The organism is Acidovorax sp. GW460-11-11-14-LB4, assembly GCF_059423685.1.
This window is the reverse complement of sequence record NZ_JBWKYJ010000067.1, coordinates 1-19056: the sequence shown is the minus strand read 5'-3', so window position 1 is coordinate 19056 and position 19056 is coordinate 1. Positions and strand designations below refer to the sequence as shown.

Genomic DNA, 19056 nt, shown 5'->3' with positions numbered 1-19056 from the left:
ATGAACGAAAGAACCCACCGTGGACACTGAAGAAGCGCAACGACAGCTGCTGATCGTCGAGGACGACGAAGCCTTTGCGCGCACGCTGGCCCGCTCGTTTGAACGGCGCGGCTACAGCGTGTTGCAGGCAGCGAGCCTGGCCGACGTAGAGGTGTTGCTGGAGCAGCACCAGCCCGGGTATGCGGTGGTGGACCTCAAGCTCAAGGGAGAGGCCTCAGGCCTGGCCTGCGTGCAGACACTGCACGCCGCTGACGACGAGATGTTGATCGTGGTGCTCACGGGTTTTGCCAGCATTGCCACCGCCGTGGAAGCCGTGAAACTGGGCGCGTGCCACTATCTCGCCAAGCCCTCCAACACCGACGACATCGAAGCTGCGTTTGGGCTCAAGGAAGGCAATGCCGAGGTGGAACTGACCAATCGCTCCAGTTCCATCAAGACGCTGGAATGGGAACGCATCAACGAGGTACTGGCTGAAACAGGCTTCAACCTGTCAGAGGCCGCGCGGCGCCTGGGTATGCACCGCCGCACCCTCACACGCAAGCTCGAAAAGAAACAGGTGCGTTAGCCGCAACGGCTTTGGACTCACCCTCCCCTGTTTCGGTGCCGATCCATCTCGAGGGGCGCAATCCGCACAGCCGTCACGCGCTCCCTCGGCTCCCAAACAGCACTCAGGCAGCCTCAGGCACCGCCTTCAGCATCTGCTGCTCGAAAGCGCGCAAACGCTTGTAGATCGATATCTGTTCCACCACCGTGCTCCAGTTCAGCACCAGAAACTGGAACGACTCCAGCACCTTGTCAAAGGCCCGGGCAATCTGCTGCATCACCCCCAGGGTGATCACCCCCGCGATCAGCGTGGGGCCCAAAGCCACCAGGGGCACCAGCACACTGACCTGCAGGTAAGACCACTTCACCACATCGAAGTACAGGTAGTGGAAAAACAGCCGGAAGTAATTGCGGCGCACACCCGCGAACAGCTCAGCCGCCGTGGGCGGAGAAGCCCGGTTCGGATCGTCCTCGCCCAGCACCAGCTCCTTGCGGTACGCCGCCTCCACCCGCTGGTTGTGAAACTCCAGCCCCGGTAGCTTCACACCCACGCAGGCCAGCAGCAGCGTGCCCCCCAGTGACCAGGCCAGTGCGACCCAGACCAGGGAATGCGGAACGGCGCCGATCAAGGGCAGCGCAGTGACTTTGTCGGACAGCGTCCAGAGCACCGGCAGAAAGGCCCCGAGCGTCATGAGGCTGCGCATGAAACTCAGGCCCAGATCTTCCATCGTGCGGGCGAAACGCATGGTGTCCTCCTGCACACGCTGTGCCGCACCCTCGATGTGCCGCAGGCGTGGCCAGGCCGCCATGTAATGCTCATTCATCGCCTGCCGCCAACGAAAGATGTAGTGTTTGCTGAAAAAATCCGCCAGCACCGCCGTCGTCACATAGATCATGGCAATGCGCGCGAAGGTTGAAAGCTGTCCCCAGAACTGCTCTGCGGTGATGCTGCCAGGCTTACCCAGAGCCTCCTGTATGAGATCGTAAAAGCTGCCGAACCAGTCGTTGATCTGCACGTCCAGCTGCACACGGTAAGCCGTGGCCAGAAGAATGACGAGAGAACCCAAGATGGACCAGGCCCACCAGCGGCGGGCGAAAAAGAAGGACTTGAACATCGTAGTGCCGTGTTGGAATGGTTCTGCGAATTCTGAGTGCCACACGCAATGATCGTTCCGCAGTAAACAATGCCACTGATCGCCTGCCGCCGGGGCAGACACCGGCCAACCAGCCTTCGCACCGCGCGCAGACCCGGCGCCAGCCTCTGGCTAGCGCGGCCGGGCCCTTTGCTCCAGCCATTCCTGAGCCGCCTGCTGCCCACCCCAGCGCGACCAATCCAACGCGCTCATTCCATGCGGATCTTTTTGCGAAAGATCCACCCCCTGCTCATCCAGCCAACGCAGCACGGCCAACTGCCCTTTGGCTGCGGCCAGCATGGCCGGTGTTTCGCCCCGGCTGGCAGGGGCATGTTCGGTCAGCGATTGCCCTTGCTCTTTGAGCCAATCCAGGCAAGGCACGCAGCCGCTTTGCGCGGCCATGTGCACGGGGCCCCAGTCCCAGCGGTTGCGGGCCTGCAGGCTGGCACCTGCCTGCACCAGGCGTTGCGCCACCGCCAGATGGCCGCCATAAAAGGCCCGCAGCAGGGCCGTATCGCCGCGCTCGCTGTCCTTGGCCGTCTGCCGCAGATCGGGCTCGGCCCCGGCTTGCAGCAGCGCCTCCACATGCGCCAACTGCCCCCGGTGGGCGGCCAGCATCAGCACGGAGGAGCCGGTGTCTGCCAGCAGGTTGGGGTTGGCGCCATCGCGCAGGGCCTGCGCCAGTGCGCTGGCATCGCCCGCGTTCTGAGCGTCCATCAGGCGGGCATCTGCAGGCGCCCAAATGCGCGATGAAGCCACTGCCGCAGGGGCTTGCAGTACAGCGCTGCGACCTGCCCCCCACACCGCACGCCCGCCATGGGCCCACCACACGAGCAAGCCAAAGGCCAAGAGCCATGCCCAACCACCCCAGGCTGGGCGTGAATGGGCAGTCACCTGGGGCCGCTGCGCCCCTGGCGTGAAGCGCCCCCGACGATCCAGCCACGCACGTGCCACGGCCTGGCCCACGGCCTGCGCGGCAGCCGTGCCGCTCAGCCCTGGTGTCAGCGTTTGTGAATGCCCTGATGCATCCTTGCCCAGCACCGCATGGTAGGCCTGGGTCCCCGCCGTGAACTGCAGCTTGTGCACCAGCGACTGGCTGGACTCGCCTGGCAACGTCGCCACGCGAGACCAAACCCAAGAGCCGCGACGCACGACCAGGCCATCGTCCTGCAACCGCAGCGTCCACCGCCGGGTGGCGGCATGCAAGGCCCAGGCAGGCAGCACCAACACAGCTAACCAACCCCAAAAGCCGCTCGGCAGCACCAAGGCGCCGGGCTGGATGCGGTCGTTCACCCACCACTCCAGCGCCAGCAAAGCCAGGGCCACCGCCGCAGACCAGCGCCAAGCGGTCTGCGTGAACGCGAGGGACCAGGCATCTGGCGTCTCAGTCAAACGCACGCCAGGGGGAAGAAAGCCTGGGGATTCAGCAGACTTCCCCATGCCCGGTAGATCCAACGGCTGAGAGGCGGCATCGCGGCCCAAGACGACCGGCTCGATGGGGACTTCCTGCGTCCACTGCGCCCGCCGGTCAAAGCGGTCCGGCACCGAAGCGGCCTCAGCCCAGGACGGGGTGGCGGCCTGGACCGCTAGGTCATACGCCAGCTCCAGCGCACCATCGGCGCGCACCAGTTCCAGTCGCCAGTCCACCCGCTCGCCACCGCGCCGCGAACCATGGGTGGGGGAGTCATCAGGCAGTTCAAAACGCGCTACCAGTCGCATGCCGCCATCGCCCGTCGGCTGGTGCCGCGCCGTGGCGTTCAGTACCTCCACCTGGCGCTCGGGCGAACCGGAGCTGGATTCGTCCACACGGTATTGCGCCAGCTGCATGCGCAGGTTTTCGGACCCCGCTTGCTGCACAGCCCGCGCAGGCAACACCAGCGTGATTTCGACCGATCGCCCCGCCGTGGGCCGCGATGGCAGGGCCGTCATACCAACCCCCTGGTAGCGCCAGGCCTTGCGGCTGTTCTGCCAGGCGGCAGCGACCAGGCCCACGCCGATCACCACAAAGACGCCCATGAAGCCCTTGGCCCACCAGGGCCCTTTGCCGTCCGACCAGAACAAGGTGGCCATAGGGAAAGCGATGCCACACCAGAATACTGCGAAGAACCACAGCGCCCCCTGCCCCTTGGCCAAGGAATGCTTTGGCTCCAGGTCTGGCACATCGTCCTGGGGGCGCCTCAAGATGCGCAGAAACATCCATGCAGCAGCCCCCCCGACGCCGGTGAACACCAGGGCAAACGGCAGCCGAAAAATTTGCAGCCGCCAGCGGATGCTGCGGTCCAGCAGGGCTTGGGCCGGGGCCTTGGGGTTGACCCAGGCGGTGATGGATTCGCCCCGCTCCTGCGCTTGGCGCAGGGTGCGGTGCCATTGCGCCTGCCAGTCGCCCGCGTTGTCGGCACTGGAGTTCCGGTCCAGCCCCACGCGCTGCGCTTCGTACGTTTGGCCCGCCAAGGCGTAGCGGTACCGAGCCAGCACCTGGTAGGTGGTGCCGCCCTCGCTGCCCGCGTGCTGCTTCAGTTGCACATCCAGCACCTGGGCCGGCACAGGCTGCCATGAGCGCACGGTCCAGGCTGCCAGCGCCGTTTCGGCCAAGGGCCGCAAACCTGCCCAATACCCACCGGCACCGAACACCACCGCAAAGATGGCGCAGAAAACCAGCAAAACCCCTCGTCCCATCGTGTTGCCCATGGCTCCCTCCTTTTGTTGTTGTTATGGATGTCTTGTTATGGGCTCCAGGATAGTGACGAATGAATGACGTTTGTGTGACACCCAAGGTGGGCCAAAAAAAAGCGGCCCCTGAGGGCCGCTTCTGTTGCGCAAAGAACGCGAGGATCAGGCGGTGACGCCCTTGGCAGTTTCTGCGTACTCTTCGATCTGGTCGAAGTTCAGGTACTTGTAGATCGACGCGCCGTCCTTGTTCACGATGCCCATGGCTTCGTGGTATTCAGCCACCGTGGGGATCTTGCCCAGCTTGGACGCGATGGCGGCCAGCTCGGCGGAGGCCAGGAACACGTTGGTGTTCTTGCCCAGGCGGTTGGGGAAGTTGCGGGTGGAGGTGGACACCACCGTAGCGCCTTCGCGCACCTGCGCCTGGTTGCCCATGCACAGCGAGCAGCCGGGCATTTCAGTGCGAGCACCGGCGGCACCAAAGTTGGCGTAATGGCCTTCCTTGATCAGTTCGCTCTCGTCCATCTTGGTGGGCGGTGCCACCCACAGCTTGACGGGGATGTCACGGCTACCGCCGAGCAGCTTGGCGGCTGCGCGGAAGTGGCCGATGTTGGTCATGCAAGAGCCGATGAAGGCTTCATCGATCTTGGTGCCAGCCACTTCCGACAGGGTCTTGGCGTCGTCGGGGTCGTTGGGGCAGCACAGGATGGGTTCCTTGATGTCGGCCAGATCAATCTCGATGACGGCGGCGTATTCCGCATCCTTGTCGGCTTCGAGCAGGTTGGGGTTGGCCAGCCAGGCTTCGACCTTCTCGATGCGGCGTTGCAGCGTGCGGGCGTCGGCATAGCCGTCAGCGATCATGTTCTTCATCAGCACCACGTTGCTGGTCAGGTATTCCTTGACCGGCTCGGGGTTGAGCTTGATGGTGCAACCAGCGGCGGAACGCTCTGCCGAAGCGTCCGACAGCTCAAACGCTTGCTCGACCTTCAGGTTGGGCAGGCCTTCGATTTCGAGGATGCGGCCCGAGAAGATGTTCTTCTTGCCCGCCTTGGCCACCGTCAGCAGACCGGCCTTGATCGCGTACAGAGGAATCGCGTGCACCAGGTCGCGCAGCGTCACGCCCGGCTGCATTTCGCCCTTGAAGCGCACCAGCACCGACTCGGGCATGTCCAGAGGCATCACACCCGTCGCAGCGCCGAAAGCCACCAGGCCAGAGCCTGCGGGGAACGAAATACCGATGGGGAAACGCGTGTGTGAATCGCCGCCCGTACCCACGGTGTCAGGCAGCAGCAGGCGGTTGAGCCAGCTGTGGATCACGCCGTCGCCAGGACGCAGGGCTACGCCACCACGGTTGCTGATGAACGCAGGCAGTTCGCGGTGGGTCTTCACGTCCACGGGCTTGGGGTAGGCCGCCGTGTGGCAGAACGACTGCATGACCAGGTCGGCAGAGAAGCCCAGGCAGGCCAGGTCTTTCAGCTCGTCGCGGGTCATCGGACCGGTGGTGTCTTGCGAGCCTACGGTCGTCATCTTGGGTTCGCAGTAGGTACCGGGGCGCACGCCCTGGCCTTCTGGCAGACCCACGGCGCGGCCAACCATCTTCTGAGCGAGGGTGAAGCCGGCCTTCGATGCGGCAGGTGCCTGGGGCAAGCGGAACAGCGTGGAGGCTGGCAGGCCCAGGAACTCGCGCGCCTTGGCCGTCAGCGAACGGCCAATGATGAGGTTGATACGGCCGCCCGCACGCACTTCGTCAAACAGCACATCGCTCTTGAGCTTGAACTCGGCCACGGTGGCGCCGTTCTTCACGATCTTGCCGTCGTAGGGCAGGATGTCGACCACGTCGCCCATTTCGAGCTTGGACACATCGACTTCGATCGGCAGCGAGCCCGAGTCCTCCTGCGTGTTGAAGAAGATGGGAGCGATCTTACCGCCCAGCGTGACACCACCAAAACGCTTGTTCGGTACAAACGGGATGTCCTGGCCCGTGGCCCAGATCACACTGTTGGTGGCCGACTTGCGGCTGGAACCGGTGCCCACCACGTCGCCCACGTAGGCCACGAGGTTGCCCTTCTTCTTGAGGTCTTCGATGAACTGCATCGGACCACGCTTGCCGTCTTCTTCGGGCTTGAACGCCGCATCAGGGCGGGTGTTCTTCAGCATGGCCAGGTAGTGCAGCGGGATGTCTGGGCGGCTCCAGGCATCCGGTGCGGGCGACAGGTCGTCGGTGTTGGTCTCACCGGGCACTTTGAACACCGTGACGGTAATCTTCTTCTCGACCTCAGGACGGGTGGTGAACCACTCGGCATCGGCCCAGCTCTTGATGACTTCCTGCGCCTTGGCGTTACCTGCCTTGGCTTTCACAGCGACATCATTGAAGAAGTCGAACATCAGCAGCGTCTTCTTCAGACCCTCTGCGGCCACACCAGCCACTTCGGCATCGTCCAGCAACTCGATCAGCGGGTGCACGTTGTAGCCACCCACCATGGTGCCCAGCAGTTCCGTCGCCTTGGCCTTGGAGATCAGACCCACGGTGATGTCGCCGTGCGCCACGGCAGCCAGGAAGCTGGCCTTGACCTTGGCAGCGTCGTCCACGCCAGGCGGCACGCGATGGGTGAGCAGGTCCAGCAAAAAGGCCTCTTCACCAGCGGGTGGGTTCTTGATCAATTCGATCAGCTCAGCCACCTGCTTGGCGTCCAGGGGCAGAGGGGGGATACCCAGCGCGGCGCGTTCAGCAGCATGGTCTCGGTAGGCTTTCAACATTGTTTTCTCCAGTTGCGTTCTAAAGTGGGGCGTAGCGTGTAGCGGTGGGCTCGGCACACGCCAGTCGTTGATGAGTGCGCGCGGTTTTTATTTGGTGGCGGGCAGCGGGTCCAGCACGCTCACAGGCGGGTTCTTCTTGATGGCTTCCGCCACCACCACCTGCTCAGGACTCATGCACTCGTCAGCCAGACGCTGACCAGCGCGCTGGTTCATCAGCATGGATTTGTTGGCGATCTGCAGCCACACGGCACCACCCTTGGCGTCCTCCAGCCGCACAGTGCCCGTGGTCGTGGCCACCGGCGACATGTAGTACTTGAAACCCTTGCCTTCCACGTGGAAGTGGCCTGGGGTGGCGGGATCGGCTGTCACCGTGACAAAAGCACCGAGCTCGCAGGGCATGCGCCCCACGTGCACGCGCTCCGCAATCGCCAGTTCGGCGGGCGACAGGGCTGCTTCAGCGGCGATGATGCCGGCCGCCACCTGGTTGGTGGCGCTCTTGAGCTGGGTACGGCTGCTGGTGGGTTCGGCCTTGGCAGTGGCATGGCTCTTGGCGGGAGCCTTGGCTGCGGTCTTGCCATCTGCTGGCTTGGCGGCCGTCTTGGCGGTTGGCTTGGCAGCGGGTTTGGCTGCAGCCTTGGTGTCGGACTTGGCCGCTGGCTGGGCTGTTGTTTGTGCCAAGGCGAAGGCCGGAGCCAGCAACATGAGAGCGGAGGCAATGACGAATTTCATGGGAAGTCCTGCGTGGAAATGTCCAGGGGTGTTCACGATGGAACGAGAGTCGATGCGTCAAACCAGTGACGCACCGCCAAGGGTAGTGGGCGCCCAGTGCTGTGGGCGCGCTCCAGAATCTGCCAATAAAAGCGGTAGCTGGCACGGTCATGCAATACCCCATCCACACTGATGGGTGCCCAGTCCTCCAAGGCTGCCGCCGAAATGATCCGGGCTGCGGTGTCGATATCGTCCTGCAGGGGCGCAAAGGCCTGCAGGATGGTGCGGATCTGCGCCGGATGGATGCTCCACATCCGTGTGTAGCCCAGCTCGCGCGATGCGCGGCCGGCAGCACCTTGCAGGGCTGCCATGTCCGAAAACTCAGTCACCACGCAATGGGAAGGCACCTTGCCATGCGCGTGGCACGCCGAGGCGATTTCGAGCTTGGCACGCACCACCAGCGGGTGCGTGAACTGCCCGGCAGAGGTCATGGCCTGTGCGGGAATGGCGCCTCCATGGGCGGACACAAAATCCATGAGGCCAAAACTCAGGCTCTGGACGCGGGGATGGGAAGCGATTTCAAACGCGCGCTGCACGGCAGCGGGGGACTCGATCAACACATGCAGAGGCACATGAGCCGCCGACGCGCGCTCCAACGCACGTTCAGCCATCAGCACATCATCCACCGACTCGACCTTGGGCACCATGAGATGGCACAGCCTGTGCCCTGCCTCGCCCACAATGGTGGCGACATCATTGGCAAAAGCTGGGTGATCCACCGCATGAACACGAGCCGCTACCCGAGCCTCTGGAGCCGCAGCGGCTGCCAGTCGTGCCACCAGCGACGCATGCTGGGACTCCAGCCCCACAGGCGCGCCGTCTTCACAATCGAGAGTGACATCAAAGACGCAGGTGCCAAATTCCTGCGTCATCTCTGCCTGCAACTGCAGGCTTTTGCGCATGCGCACTTCCACGCCGCTGTAGTGGTCGCAGACTGGCAGAAAACCAGTTTGGGCCTGGGCGCCGAGCAACACATCGCGCGGATGGACGGACGCAGCGCCCGGCCCCGGTACAGAGGCTTGGACGGCCCGAAGGCCCGATGCCAAAGGCGTCGGCTGCATCGCGTCGTTTACCAGCTTGATTACAGCAGGTGCTTGACGCCGTCTTGCTCGCCTTGCAGTTCGGCCAGCGTGATGTTGATACGCTCTTGCGAGAACGCGTCGATGTCCAGACCTTCAACAATCTTGTACTCGCCGTTTTCGCAGGTCACGGGGAAACCAAACATCGTGTCCTTGGGAATGCCGTATTCGCCGTTGGATGGGACACCCATGGTGACCCACTTGCCGTTGGTGCCCAGGGCCCAGTCGCGCATGTGGTCGATGGCTGCATTGGCTGCAGACGCTGCCGACGACAGGCCACGGGCTTCAATGATGGCGGCGCCGCGCTTGCCAACGGTGGGCAGGAATGTATTGGCGTTCCACTCCTGATCGTTGATCATCTTGGCCACGCTTTCGCCCTTGATGGTGGCAAAACGGTAGTCAGCATACATCGTGGGCGAGTGGTTGCCCCACACGGTCAGCTTTTCGATGTCGGCCACAGCCTTGCCGGTCTTGGCGGCGATCTGGCTGGCAGCGCGGTTGTGGTCCAGGCGCAGCATGGCCGTGAAGTTCTTGCGTGGCAGGTCAGGGGCCGACTTCATGGCGATGTAGGCATTGGTGTTGGCGGGGTTGCCCACCACCAACACCTTCACGTCACGCGAAGCCACGGCATTCAGGGCCTTGCCTTGTGCCGTGAAGATGGCGCCGTTGACGGCCAGCAGCTCGGCACGCTCCATGCCAGGGCCACGTGGGCGCGAGCCGACCAGCAGTGCGTAGTCGGCATCCTTGAAGGCTGTCATGGGATCGCTGTGGGCGGTCATTTCGACGAGCAGCGGGAAGGCGCAGTCGTCCAGCTCCATCATCACGCCCTTGAGCGCCTTTTGAGGGCCTTCGACAGGGACTTCGAGCAATTGCAGAATGACCGGCTGGTCCTTGCCCAGCATTTCGCCGGAGGCGATACGGAACAGCAGTGCGTAACCGATTTGACCGGCGGCGCCGGTGACAGCAACGCGAACGGGCTTCTTGCTCATGGTGAAAACTCCAGGAAGTGAGGAAAACAGGTGTGAGTGCAACGCAAGCACCAGCGCCTGTCACCAGTAGCCCGTGCCCCGCAAAACAGCATTGGAGTTTACCCCTGATTGGACACCCCGGTCAATTTGTCTTATGTCTTATATAAGATATGATTGCACCCCGTTTGTCGTTCGATTGTCATGTGGCAACCGCACTGCCGCACCACAACACACGCACAACTTACAGATCCCACACCATGTCATCGCTTCCGTTCGCAGCAGACAGCCCCGCGCCCCCGCAGAGCGCAGCGGGAGCCGCCACGCCAGCGTTCAGCCCGCTGTACCAACAGATCAAGGGGCTGATCCTGCAAAGCCTGCAGCAGGGCGAATGGAAGCCTGGCGAGGCCATTCCGAGCGAAATGGAGCTGGCTGCACGTTTTCGCGTCAGCCAGGGCACCGTACGCAAGGCGATTGACGAACTGGCCGCAGAGAACCTGGTGATGCGCCGGCAGGGCAAAGGCACTTTTGTCGCCACCCACGCCGAGCAGCATGTGCAGTACCGATTTCTCAAGCTGTTACCCGACACCGGAGACGCCCGCGTGGAAGGCCCTGCGCAGCGCCGCGTGATCGATTGCCGCCGCGTGCGGGCCAACGCCGATGTGGCCCGCGCACTGGCGCTGCGCAGCGGCGATGCCGTCATGCAGGCCCGGCGCATCCTGTCGTTTGCAGGAGTGCCCACCATTTTGGAAGACATCTGGCTGCCCGGACAAGCCTTCAAAGGCCTGACGGCCGAGCAGCTCGCCAACTACCAGGGACCGACCTACGCCATGTTCGAACTCGACTTTGGCGTGCGCATGGTGCGGGCCGAAGAAAAAATCCGCGCCGTGCTGCCCGACGAGGAACAAGCCCAACTGCTGCAAATCACACCCGTGACACCGCTGCTGAGCGTCGAGCGCATTGCTTACACCTACAACGATGTTCCCATGGAGTTACGCCGCGGGCTGTATCGCACCGATACCCACCACTACCGTAATGAATTGAGCTGACAGCAGGCTGGCACCCGAGCATTAACGTCGAAAATTTCAAGCCCGGCTAAACCCTTGTGTTGCGTTGCAATAGAATTTTGCGTTCTTTGCATCTTCAAATTACAAAGCAGTTACATCCACGAAAGCACCAGAAATGACAGAACTAGCCAAAAAACGGCCTGAATTCCGCAACATCAATGCCTTCAAGGACTTGACGACCTACCGCATGACGCCTGCCGCGTGGGTTTCGATCTTGCACCGCGCCAGCGGACTGATCATGTTCCTGCTGCTGCCTTTCATCATCTGGATGTTCGACACCTCGGTGTCTTCCGAAATCTCGTTCGCCAAATTCTCGGCGGCCTTCAATATCGGCATCGGTTTTGTACCCGGCTGGTTCATCAAGCTGGTCGCTCTGGCCCTGATCTGGGCCTATCTGCACCACTTCACTGCCGGCCTGCGCCACCTGTGGATGGACGTGAGCCACAGCGCCGTGAACAAGCAATTTGGCAAGAGCTCTGCCCTGACCGTTCTGGTCATCAGCATTGGGCTGGCCCTGGTGCTGGGCGCCAAGCTTTTCGGCCTGTACTGATCAACCCACAAAAACGGCGGTCGCTGCCAGCCAGCGCCTGTTGAAGAACGAGAGGAAATTTCCATGTCCGTCAATTACGGTTCCAAGCGCGTCGTCGTCGGCGCCCACTATGGCCTGCGCGACTGGCTCAGCCAGCGTGTCACGGCAGTCCTGATGGCACTGTTCACCCTGGCCCTGCTGGCCCAGGTCATCTTCTCCAAAGGCCCCATCGGCTACGACAAATGGGCGGGCATTTTCTCGGCCCAATGGATGAAGGTGCTGACCTTCTCCGTGATCGTCGCGATTGCCTGGCATGCGTGGGTCGGCCTGCGCGAAGTCCTGATGGACTACATCAAGCCCGTGGGCCTGCGTCTGGCACTGCAAGTGTTCAGCATTGTCTGGCTGGTCAGCTGCGCCGGCTGGGGCATCCAGGTTCTGTGGCGTCTCTGATTCCCGCGATTGAAGGTACACAATGAGCTACACACAAGCCAACATCACCAAGCGCAAGTTCGACGTCATCATCATCGGGGCCGGCGGCTCCGGCATGCGGGCATCCCTGCAACTGGCCCGCGCGGGCCTGAACGTTGCAGTTCTCTCCAAGGTGTTCCCCACCCGTTCGCACACCGTCGCTGCCCAGGGCGGCATCGGCGCCTCGCTGGGCAACATGTCCGAGGACAACTGGCACTACCACTTCTACGACACTATCAAGGGCTCCGACTGGCTCGGCGACCAGGATGCGATCGAGTTCATGTGCCGCGAAGCCCCCAAGGTCGTGTACGACCTGGAACACATGGGCATGCCCTTTGACCGCAACACCGACGGCACGATCTACCAGCGCCCCTTCGGCGGCCACACCGCCAACTATGGCGAAAAGCCCGTGCAACGCGCTTGCGCCGCGGCCGACCGCACCGGCCACGCCATGCTGCACACGCTGTACCAGCAAAACGTCAAGGCCCGCACCAACTTCTTTGTGGAGTGGATGGCCCTGGACCTGATCCGCGACGCCGACGGCGACGTGGTGGGCGTGACGGCGCTCGAGATGGAAACCGGCGACCTGCACATTCTTGAAGCCAAGACCACGCTGCTGGCCACCGGTGGCGCAGGCCGCATTTTTGCTGCCTCGACCAACGCCTTCATCAACACCGGTGACGGCCTGGGCATGGCTGCACGCGCCGGCATTCCGCTGGAAGACATGGAATTCTGGCAGTTCCACCCCACCGGCGTGGCCGGCGCGGGCGTGCTGCTGACCGAAGGCTGCCGCGGTGAAGGCGCAATTTTGCTCAACAGCAATGGTGAGCGCTTCATGGAGCGCTATGCGCCCACCTTGAAGGACCTGGCACCGCGCGACTTCGTGTCCCGCTCGATGGACCAGGAGATCAAGGAAGGCCGTGGCTGTGGTCCCAACAAGGACTACGTGCTGCTCAAGCTGGACCACCTGGGCGCAGAAACCATCCACAAGCGCCTGCCCTCGGTGTACGAAATCGGCGTCAACTTCGCCAACGTGGACATCACCAAGGAACCGATCCCTGTGGTGCCCACCATCCACTACCAGATGGGTGGCATTCCCACCAACATCAACGGCCAGGTGGTGGTGCAGCAAGGCGGCAATGACAACTTGGTGGTCAACGGCCTGTACGCAGTGGGCGAATGCTCTTGCGTATCGGTGCACGGCGCCAACCGCCTGGGCACCAACTCGCTGCTGGACCTGCTGGTGTTCGGCCGCGCAGCCGGCAACCACATTGTCGAGTTCAACGACAAGAACAAGAACCACAAACCCCTGCCCAAGGATGCGGCCGACCGCACCCTGGAGCGCCTCAACCGCCTGCAAGGCGCCAGCAGCGGCGAATATGCCCAGGACGTGGCCAACGACATCCGCGCCAGCATGCAACTGCACGCCGGTGTGTTCCGCACGCAAGCGAGCATGGACGAAGGCGTCAAGAAGATCGCCGAGCTGCGCAACCGTGTGAACAGCGTGGGCCTGAAGGACCACTCCAAGGTGTTCAACACCGCGCGCATCGAAGCGCTGGAAGTCGAGAACCTGATCGAAGCTGCGCAAGCCACGATGGTGTCTGCTGCTGCCCGTAAGGAATGCCGTGGTGCCCACACCGTGAGCGACTACGAGCGCCCCGCAGACGACCCAGTGGCACCACTGGGCCGCGACGATGCCAACTGGATGAAGCACACCCTGTGGCACAGCGAGAGCAACAGCCTGACCTACAAGCCCGTCAAACTCAAACCCCTGACCGTGGACTCAGTTCCGCCCAAGGTTCGCACGTTCTAAACGGATACAGGAGCACCCACCATGGCAAAACGCACCTTCCAAATCTACCGCTACGATCCTGACAAGGACGCCAAGCCCTACATGCAGACCGTCGAAGTCGAACTCGACGGCAGCGAACGCATGCTGCTGGACGCCCTGATGAAGCTCAAGGCGCAAGACCCCACCCTGTCGTTCCGTCGCTCCTGCCGCGAAGGTGTTTGTGGCTCGGACGCCATGAACATCAACGGCAAGAACGGCCTGGCCTGCCTGACCAACATGAACACGCTGCCCGGCACCGTGGTCCTGAAGCCCCTGCCCGGCCTGCCAGTCATCCGCGACCTGATCGTGGACATGACGCAGTTCTTCAAGCAGTACAACTCCATCAAGCCGTACCTCGTCAACGACAACGTGCCGCCCGAAACCGAGCGCCTCCAGTCGCCTGAAGAACGCGAAGAGCTGAACGGCCTGTACGAGTGCATTCTGTGCGCCAGCTGCTCCACCAGCTGCCCCAGTTTCTGGTGGAACCCCGACAAGTTCGTGGGCCCCGCCGGTCTGCTACAGGCCTACCGCTTCATCGCCGACAGCCGCGACGAAGCCACCACGGAGCGCCTGGACAACCTGGAAGACCCGTACCGCCTGTTCCGCTGCCACACCATCATGAACTGCGTGGACGTGTGCCCCAAGGGCCTGAACCCCACCCGGGCCATCGGCAAGATCAAGGAATTGATGGTGCGCCGCGCCATCTGAGCGCGGCCCGTTCATCGTCCTACACACCGGTCCATGCAAACGCTATCCACCCCCTCCATCGCGCCAGAGACGGCCTCGCCGCTGCTGGACGAACGCGAGCTGAGCAAGCTGCACTGGCGCTGCCGGCGCGGCTTGCTGGAGAACGACTTGTTCATCGAGAAGTTCTTCCACCGCTTCGAATCGACGCTGACGCGGCGCCATGCCCAGGGCCTCAACGCGTTGATGGATCTGGCGGACAACGACCTGCTGGACCTGCTGCTGCGGCGGCGAGAGCCCTCGGGCGAACAAGACACACAAGAAGCGCGTGAAGTGCTCGGCATGCTGAGACAAAGCGGTGGCGCCACGGCAGTGCATGCCTGACACCCAGCCCTCGCACCAAGACCGGATTCGTATCGGCAACCTACCCAAGGAAAGTAACAATGAAGCTAGCTGACAACAAAGCCACCCTGTCGTTCAGTAACGGCAGCCCCAGCGTGGACCTGCCGGTCTATCAGGGCAGCATCGGCCCGGACGTCATCGACATCCGCAAGCTGTATGCGCAGACGGGCATGTTCACCTATGACCCGGGCTTCCTGTCCACAGCAGCCACCCAGTCGGCCATCACCTACATCGATGGCGACAAGGGCGAGTTGCTGTACCGCGGCTACCCCATTGAGCAGTTGGCTGAGAACTGCGACTTCCTGGAAACCTGCCACCTGCTGCTGTACGGCGATCTGCCCAACGCAGCACAAAAGACCGACTTCACCAGCCGCGTGACCAACCACACCATGGTCAACGAGCAGATGCAGTTCTTCCTGCGTGGCTTCCGCCGCGACGCGCACCCCATGGCTGTGCTGACCGGTCTGGTGGGTGCCCTGTCGGCCTTCTACCACGACAGCACGGACATCAACAATCCGCAGCACCGCGAGATCGCCGCGATCCGCCTGATCGCCAAGATGCCCACGCTGGTCGCAATGGCCTACAAGTACGGCATGGGCCAGCCCTACATGTACCCGCAGAACCACCTGAGCTACGCAGGCAACTTCCTGCGCATGATGTTCGGCACGCCCTGCGAAGAGTACAAGGTCAACCCTGTGCTGGAACGCGCGCTGGACCGCATCTTCATCCTGCACGCTGACCACGAGCAGAACGCTTCGACCTCCACCGTGCGCCTGTGCGGTTCGTCGGGCACCAACCCGTTCGCGGCCATCGCCGCTGGCGTGGCCTGCCTGTGGGGCCCCGCCCACGGCGGCGCCAACGAAGCTGCACTGAACATGCTGTACGACATCCAGGCCCAAGGCGGCGTGGAAAAGATCGGCGACTTCATCAAGCAGGTCAAGGACAAGAACTCAGGCGTCAAGCTCATGGGCTTTGGCCACCGCGTGTACAAGAACTACGACCCCCGCGCCAAGCTCATGCAAGAGACTTGCAATGAAGTGCTGGCCGAGCTGGGCCTCGAAAACGACCCGCTGTTCAAGCTCGCCAAGGAACTGGAAAAGATCGCCCTGGAAGACGACTACTTCGTGCAGCGCAAGCTCTACCCGAACGTGGACTTCTACTCCGGCATCGTGCAGCGCGCCATCGGCATCCCCGTGAACCTGTTCACCGGCATCTTCAGCCTGGCCCGCACCGTGGGCTGGATTGCCCAGCTGAACGAAATGATCGGCGACCCCGAGTACAAGATCGGCCGCCCCCGCCAGCTGTTCACCGGCTCCGTGCGCCGCGACGTGCCTCCCCTGGCCAGCCGCTGATCGGAGCGGCGCACTGCGCCGCTCCCGCACCCCACAAAGCCCGCAGGCAGTGCCTGCGGGCTTTTTTCATGGCTCATCGAGAGGGGTTCACTGCCGATTTTCGAATACTCCCCCTGAGTAATAGCCCTTTTAATGCCCGTAGCGCAATCAGCATATGCGCTTGTCTTTTATACTGCCACCCAGTACACCCCAGTGAACGACCAACCAGCCGCCTGACCATGCCGCACACTGCCGAGGACAAACAACGCGCCATCACACGCCTCCGCCGCATCAAGGGCCAGGCCGAGGCGCTGGAGCGCGCGGTGGAAGCGGGCAGTGACTGCGCCCCCATCCTGCAGCAGCTGGCGGCCATGCGTGGCGCCGTGCACGGACTGATGGCCGACCTGCTCGACAGCCACGTGCGCGAGACGCTGGCGGAAAAACCGGCCCCGTCCCAGCAAGCCATTGACGAAACGCTGGCGCTGCTTCGCTCCTACCTCAAATAGACCACCCACCCGCATTCGCTACCCGATTGACCGAAAGGACCACCCCATGAAATCCCGTGCCGCCGTCGCCTTCAAAGCTGGAGAACCCCTGCAGATCGTCGAGATCGACGTCGACCCGCCCAAGAAGGGCGAAGTGCTCATCAAGATCACCGACACCGGCGTGTGCCACACCGACGCCTTCACCCTGAGCGGTGACGACCCCGAAGGCCTGTTCCCCGTGGTGCTGGGCCATGAAGGCGCGGGCATCGTGGTGGAAGTGGGCGAAGGCGTGACCAGCGTGAAGCCCGGCGACCACGTCATCCCGCTCTACACCGCCGAATGTGGCGAGTGCCTGTTCTGCAAGAGCGGCAAGACCAATCTGTGCGTGAGCGTGCGCGCCACGCAGGGCAAGGGCGTGATGCCCGATGGCACCACGCGCTTCAGCTACAACGGCCAGCCCATCTACCACTACATGGGCTGCAGCACGTTCAGCGAATACACCGTGGTGGCCGAGGTCTCGCTCGCCAAGGTCAATCCCAACGCCAACCCCGAGCAGGTCTGCCTGCTGGGCTGCGGCGTGACCACGGGCCTGGGCGCCGTCAAGAACACCGCCAAGGTGCAAGAGGGCGACACGGTGGCCGTGTTTGGCCTGGGCGGCATTGGCCTGGCCGTGATCCAGGGCGCCAAGCTGGCCAAGGCCGGGCGCATCATCGCCATCGACACCAATCCCTCCAAGTTCGACCTGGCACGCACCTTTGGCGCGACCGACTGCGTGAACCCCAAGGACTTCGACAAGCCCATCCAGCAGGTCATCGTGGAGATGACGACCTGGGGCGTGGACCACAGCTTTGAGTGCATCGGCAACGTCAACGTGATGCGTGCTGCGCTGGAGTGCGCGCACCGTGGCTGGGGCCAGAGCGTGATCATTGGCGTGGCCGGTGCCGGGCAGGAGATCAGCACCCGCCCCTTCCAGCTCGTCACCGGCCGCAAGTGGCTGGGCACGGCGTTTGGCGGCGTCAAGGGCCGCAGCGAACTGCCCGGCATGGTCGAAGACGCGATGGCCGGCAAGATCCAGCTCGCGCCCTTTGTGACCCACACCATGGGCCTGAAGGACATCAACGAAGCCTTTGACCTGATGCACGAAGGCAAGTCGATCCGCTCGGTCGTCAAGTACGCTGCTTAACCCTGCACAGCGCCAGCGCCCGCCCACAGCCTCTGCGACCACAGGGCACTCTGGGTGCTGGCCCTGGCGGGCCATGACAAACGGCCTGGAGCCGGTTTTTAGGCTCCCTACCAGCGAAAACTGCCTCAAGCGCTACGAAATATTGCCTGAGCAGCTATCAATTCAAGAGCAAACACCATGACCACTCCCCTGGACCTGCTCAGCCAGCACGCCTGTTTTGGCGGCGAGCAGCGCTTTTACCAGCACACCTCCGCCACCATCGGCCTGCCGATGAAGTTCTCGGTGTACCTGCCGCCCCAGGCACAACAGGGCCCTGTGCCCGCCGTGTTGTACCTGGCCGGGCTGACCTGCACCGAAGAGACCTTTGCGATCAAGGCCGGTGCCCAGCGCCTGGCCGCAGAACTGGGCCTGGCCCTGATCGCGCCCGACACCAGCCCGCGCGGCGAGGCCGTGTTGGCCCTGCCCGGCGCCACGGCCAGCTGGGACTTTGGCGTGGGCGCGGGCTTCTACCTCGACGCCACGCAGAGTCCCTGGAACACGCACTGGCGCATGGAGAGCTACCTGCTGCAAGAGCTACTGCCCCTAGTGGGCCAGCACCTGCCTATCGACGGGCAGCGCCTGGGCATCTTCGGCCACAGCATGGGCGGCCATGGCGCGCTCACGCTGGCCCTGCGCCACCCCGGCCGCTTCAAGACGGTGTCGGCCTTTGCGCCCATCTGCGCTCCCACCCAGTGCCCCTGGGGCGAAAAGGCCTTCACCGGCTACCTGGGCCCCGACCGCACCACCTGGCTGGAGCACGATGCCACGGTGCTGATGCAGCACCAGCCCATCGCGCCCTACCCGGCGGGCATCCTCATCGACCAGGGGCTGGACGACAAATTCCTGGCCGACCAGCTGCACCCCCACCTGTTCGAGGCCGCGTGCCAGGCCATCGGCCAGCCGCTCACGCTGCGCCGGCACACGGGTTACGACCACGGCTACTACTTTGTGCAGAGCTTTGTGGGCGACCATTTGGCCCACCATGCGCGGGGTCTTGGCGCCGGACATTAATGCGCACTTAAGCAACTGGCAGCACACTAACAGGCTATGCTTTTGTCCCTGCGGCGCCTGCTGCCCTTTGCCTCGGCTTCACGCTCGGAGCCCCCCACCGCCTCCCCTGCACCC

The 19056-nt window shown here is 63.2% G+C and carries 17 protein-coding genes; 11 read left to right on the top strand and 6 right to left on the bottom strand.

The window, feature by feature from the left end:
* The first annotated feature begins 19 nt into the window (after positions 1-19).
* Entirely contained in the window at positions 20-565 is a 546-nt protein-coding gene (locus tag AC07X4_RS19350) for a response regulator transcription factor (RefSeq protein ID WP_056064872.1), read from the top strand.
* 103 nt (positions 566-668) lie between these two features.
* Here the strand turns inward: AC07X4_RS19350 and sbmA are convergent, their stop codons facing one another.
* The 6 genes from sbmA to AC07X4_RS19320 all read right to left on the bottom strand — a co-directional run bounded on the left by sbmA (position 669) and on the right by AC07X4_RS19320 (position 9936).
* Positions 669-1658 carry a peptide antibiotic transporter SbmA gene (gene sbmA, locus AC07X4_RS19345; protein ID WP_056064875.1) on the bottom strand — a complete coding sequence of 330 codons (990 nt, stop codon included), beginning with the start codon at positions 1656-1658 and terminating at the stop codon, positions 669-671.
* Between the two features lie 150 nt (positions 1659-1808).
* Entirely contained in the window at positions 1809-4364 is a 2556-nt protein-coding gene (locus tag AC07X4_RS19340) for an ankyrin repeat domain-containing protein (protein ID WP_494741001.1), read from the bottom strand.
* A 144-nt stretch (positions 4365-4508) separates the two neighbouring features.
* Complete coding sequence (gene acnB / locus AC07X4_RS19335) at positions 4509-7100, bottom strand: bifunctional aconitate hydratase 2/2-methylisocitrate dehydratase (protein ID WP_121942400.1); 2592 nt, start codon at positions 7098-7100, stop codon at positions 4509-4511.
* An 87-nt stretch (positions 7101-7187) separates the two neighbouring features.
* Positions 7188-7829 (bottom strand): hypothetical protein, encoded by a 642-nt coding sequence (locus tag AC07X4_RS19330; protein ID WP_108498859.1) that lies wholly within the window; start codon positions 7827-7829, stop codon positions 7188-7190.
* A gap of 32 nt (positions 7830-7861) precedes the next feature.
* Positions 7862-8929: an HpcH/HpaI aldolase/citrate lyase family protein gene (locus AC07X4_RS19325; protein WP_494741000.1), complete on the bottom strand. Its 1068-nt coding sequence runs from the start codon at positions 8927-8929 to the stop codon at positions 7862-7864.
* Positions 8930-8949: 20 nt separating this feature from the next.
* The gene (locus AC07X4_RS19320; protein WP_056064888.1) at positions 8950-9936 is read right to left on the bottom strand and encodes a malate dehydrogenase; all 987 of its coding nucleotides are present in this window, start codon (positions 9934-9936) and stop codon (positions 8950-8952) included.
* Positions 9937-10172: 236 nt separating this feature from the next.
* On the opposite strand from AC07X4_RS19320, the gene AC07X4_RS19315 reads away from it, so the two are divergent.
* The 10 genes from AC07X4_RS19315 to fghA all read left to right on the top strand — a co-directional run bounded on the left by AC07X4_RS19315 (position 10173) and on the right by fghA (position 18942).
* Positions 10173-10961, top strand: a complete 789-nt coding sequence (locus tag AC07X4_RS19315; protein WP_056064891.1) for a GntR family transcriptional regulator — start codon at positions 10173-10175, stop codon at positions 10959-10961.
* Between the two features lie 133 nt (positions 10962-11094).
* Positions 11095-11529 carry a succinate dehydrogenase, cytochrome b556 subunit gene (gene sdhC, locus AC07X4_RS19310; RefSeq protein ID WP_056064896.1) on the top strand — a complete coding sequence of 145 codons (435 nt, stop codon included), beginning with the start codon at positions 11095-11097 and terminating at the stop codon, positions 11527-11529.
* Positions 11530-11592: 63 nt separating this feature from the next.
* On the top strand, positions 11593-11958 hold the full coding sequence (gene sdhD / locus AC07X4_RS19305) for a succinate dehydrogenase, hydrophobic membrane anchor protein (protein ID WP_015015055.1): 366 nt from the start codon (positions 11593-11595) through the stop codon (positions 11956-11958).
* Between the two features lie 22 nt (positions 11959-11980).
* Complete coding sequence (sdhA, locus tag AC07X4_RS19300; protein WP_008906046.1) at positions 11981-13789, top strand: succinate dehydrogenase flavoprotein subunit; 1809 nt, start codon at positions 11981-11983, stop codon at positions 13787-13789.
* A 21-nt stretch (positions 13790-13810) separates the two neighbouring features.
* The gene (locus AC07X4_RS19295) at positions 13811-14515 is read left to right on the top strand and encodes a succinate dehydrogenase iron-sulfur subunit (RefSeq protein ID WP_015015057.1); all 705 of its coding nucleotides are present in this window, start codon (positions 13811-13813) and stop codon (positions 14513-14515) included.
* A gap of 33 nt (positions 14516-14548) precedes the next feature.
* Positions 14549-14875, top strand: coding sequence for an FAD assembly factor SdhE (locus AC07X4_RS19290; protein ID WP_494740999.1), 327 nt, complete (start codon positions 14549-14551; stop codon positions 14873-14875).
* 59 nt (positions 14876-14934) lie between these two features.
* Complete coding sequence (locus tag AC07X4_RS19285; protein ID WP_056064903.1) at positions 14935-16245, top strand: citrate synthase; 1311 nt, start codon at positions 14935-14937, stop codon at positions 16243-16245.
* Positions 16246-16463: 218 nt separating this feature from the next.
* Entirely contained in the window at positions 16464-16730 is a 267-nt protein-coding gene (locus tag AC07X4_RS19280) for a metal/formaldehyde-sensitive transcriptional repressor (protein ID WP_056064906.1), read from the top strand.
* 46 nt (positions 16731-16776) lie between these two features.
* On the top strand, positions 16777-17892 hold the full coding sequence (locus tag AC07X4_RS19275) for an S-(hydroxymethyl)glutathione dehydrogenase/class III alcohol dehydrogenase (RefSeq protein WP_494740998.1): 1116 nt from the start codon (positions 16777-16779) through the stop codon (positions 17890-17892).
* Between the two features lie 177 nt (positions 17893-18069).
* On the top strand, positions 18070-18942 hold the full coding sequence (fghA, locus tag AC07X4_RS19270) for an S-formylglutathione hydrolase (protein ID WP_494740997.1): 873 nt from the start codon (positions 18070-18072) through the stop codon (positions 18940-18942).
* The last annotated feature ends 114 nt before the right edge of the window (positions 18943-19056 follow it).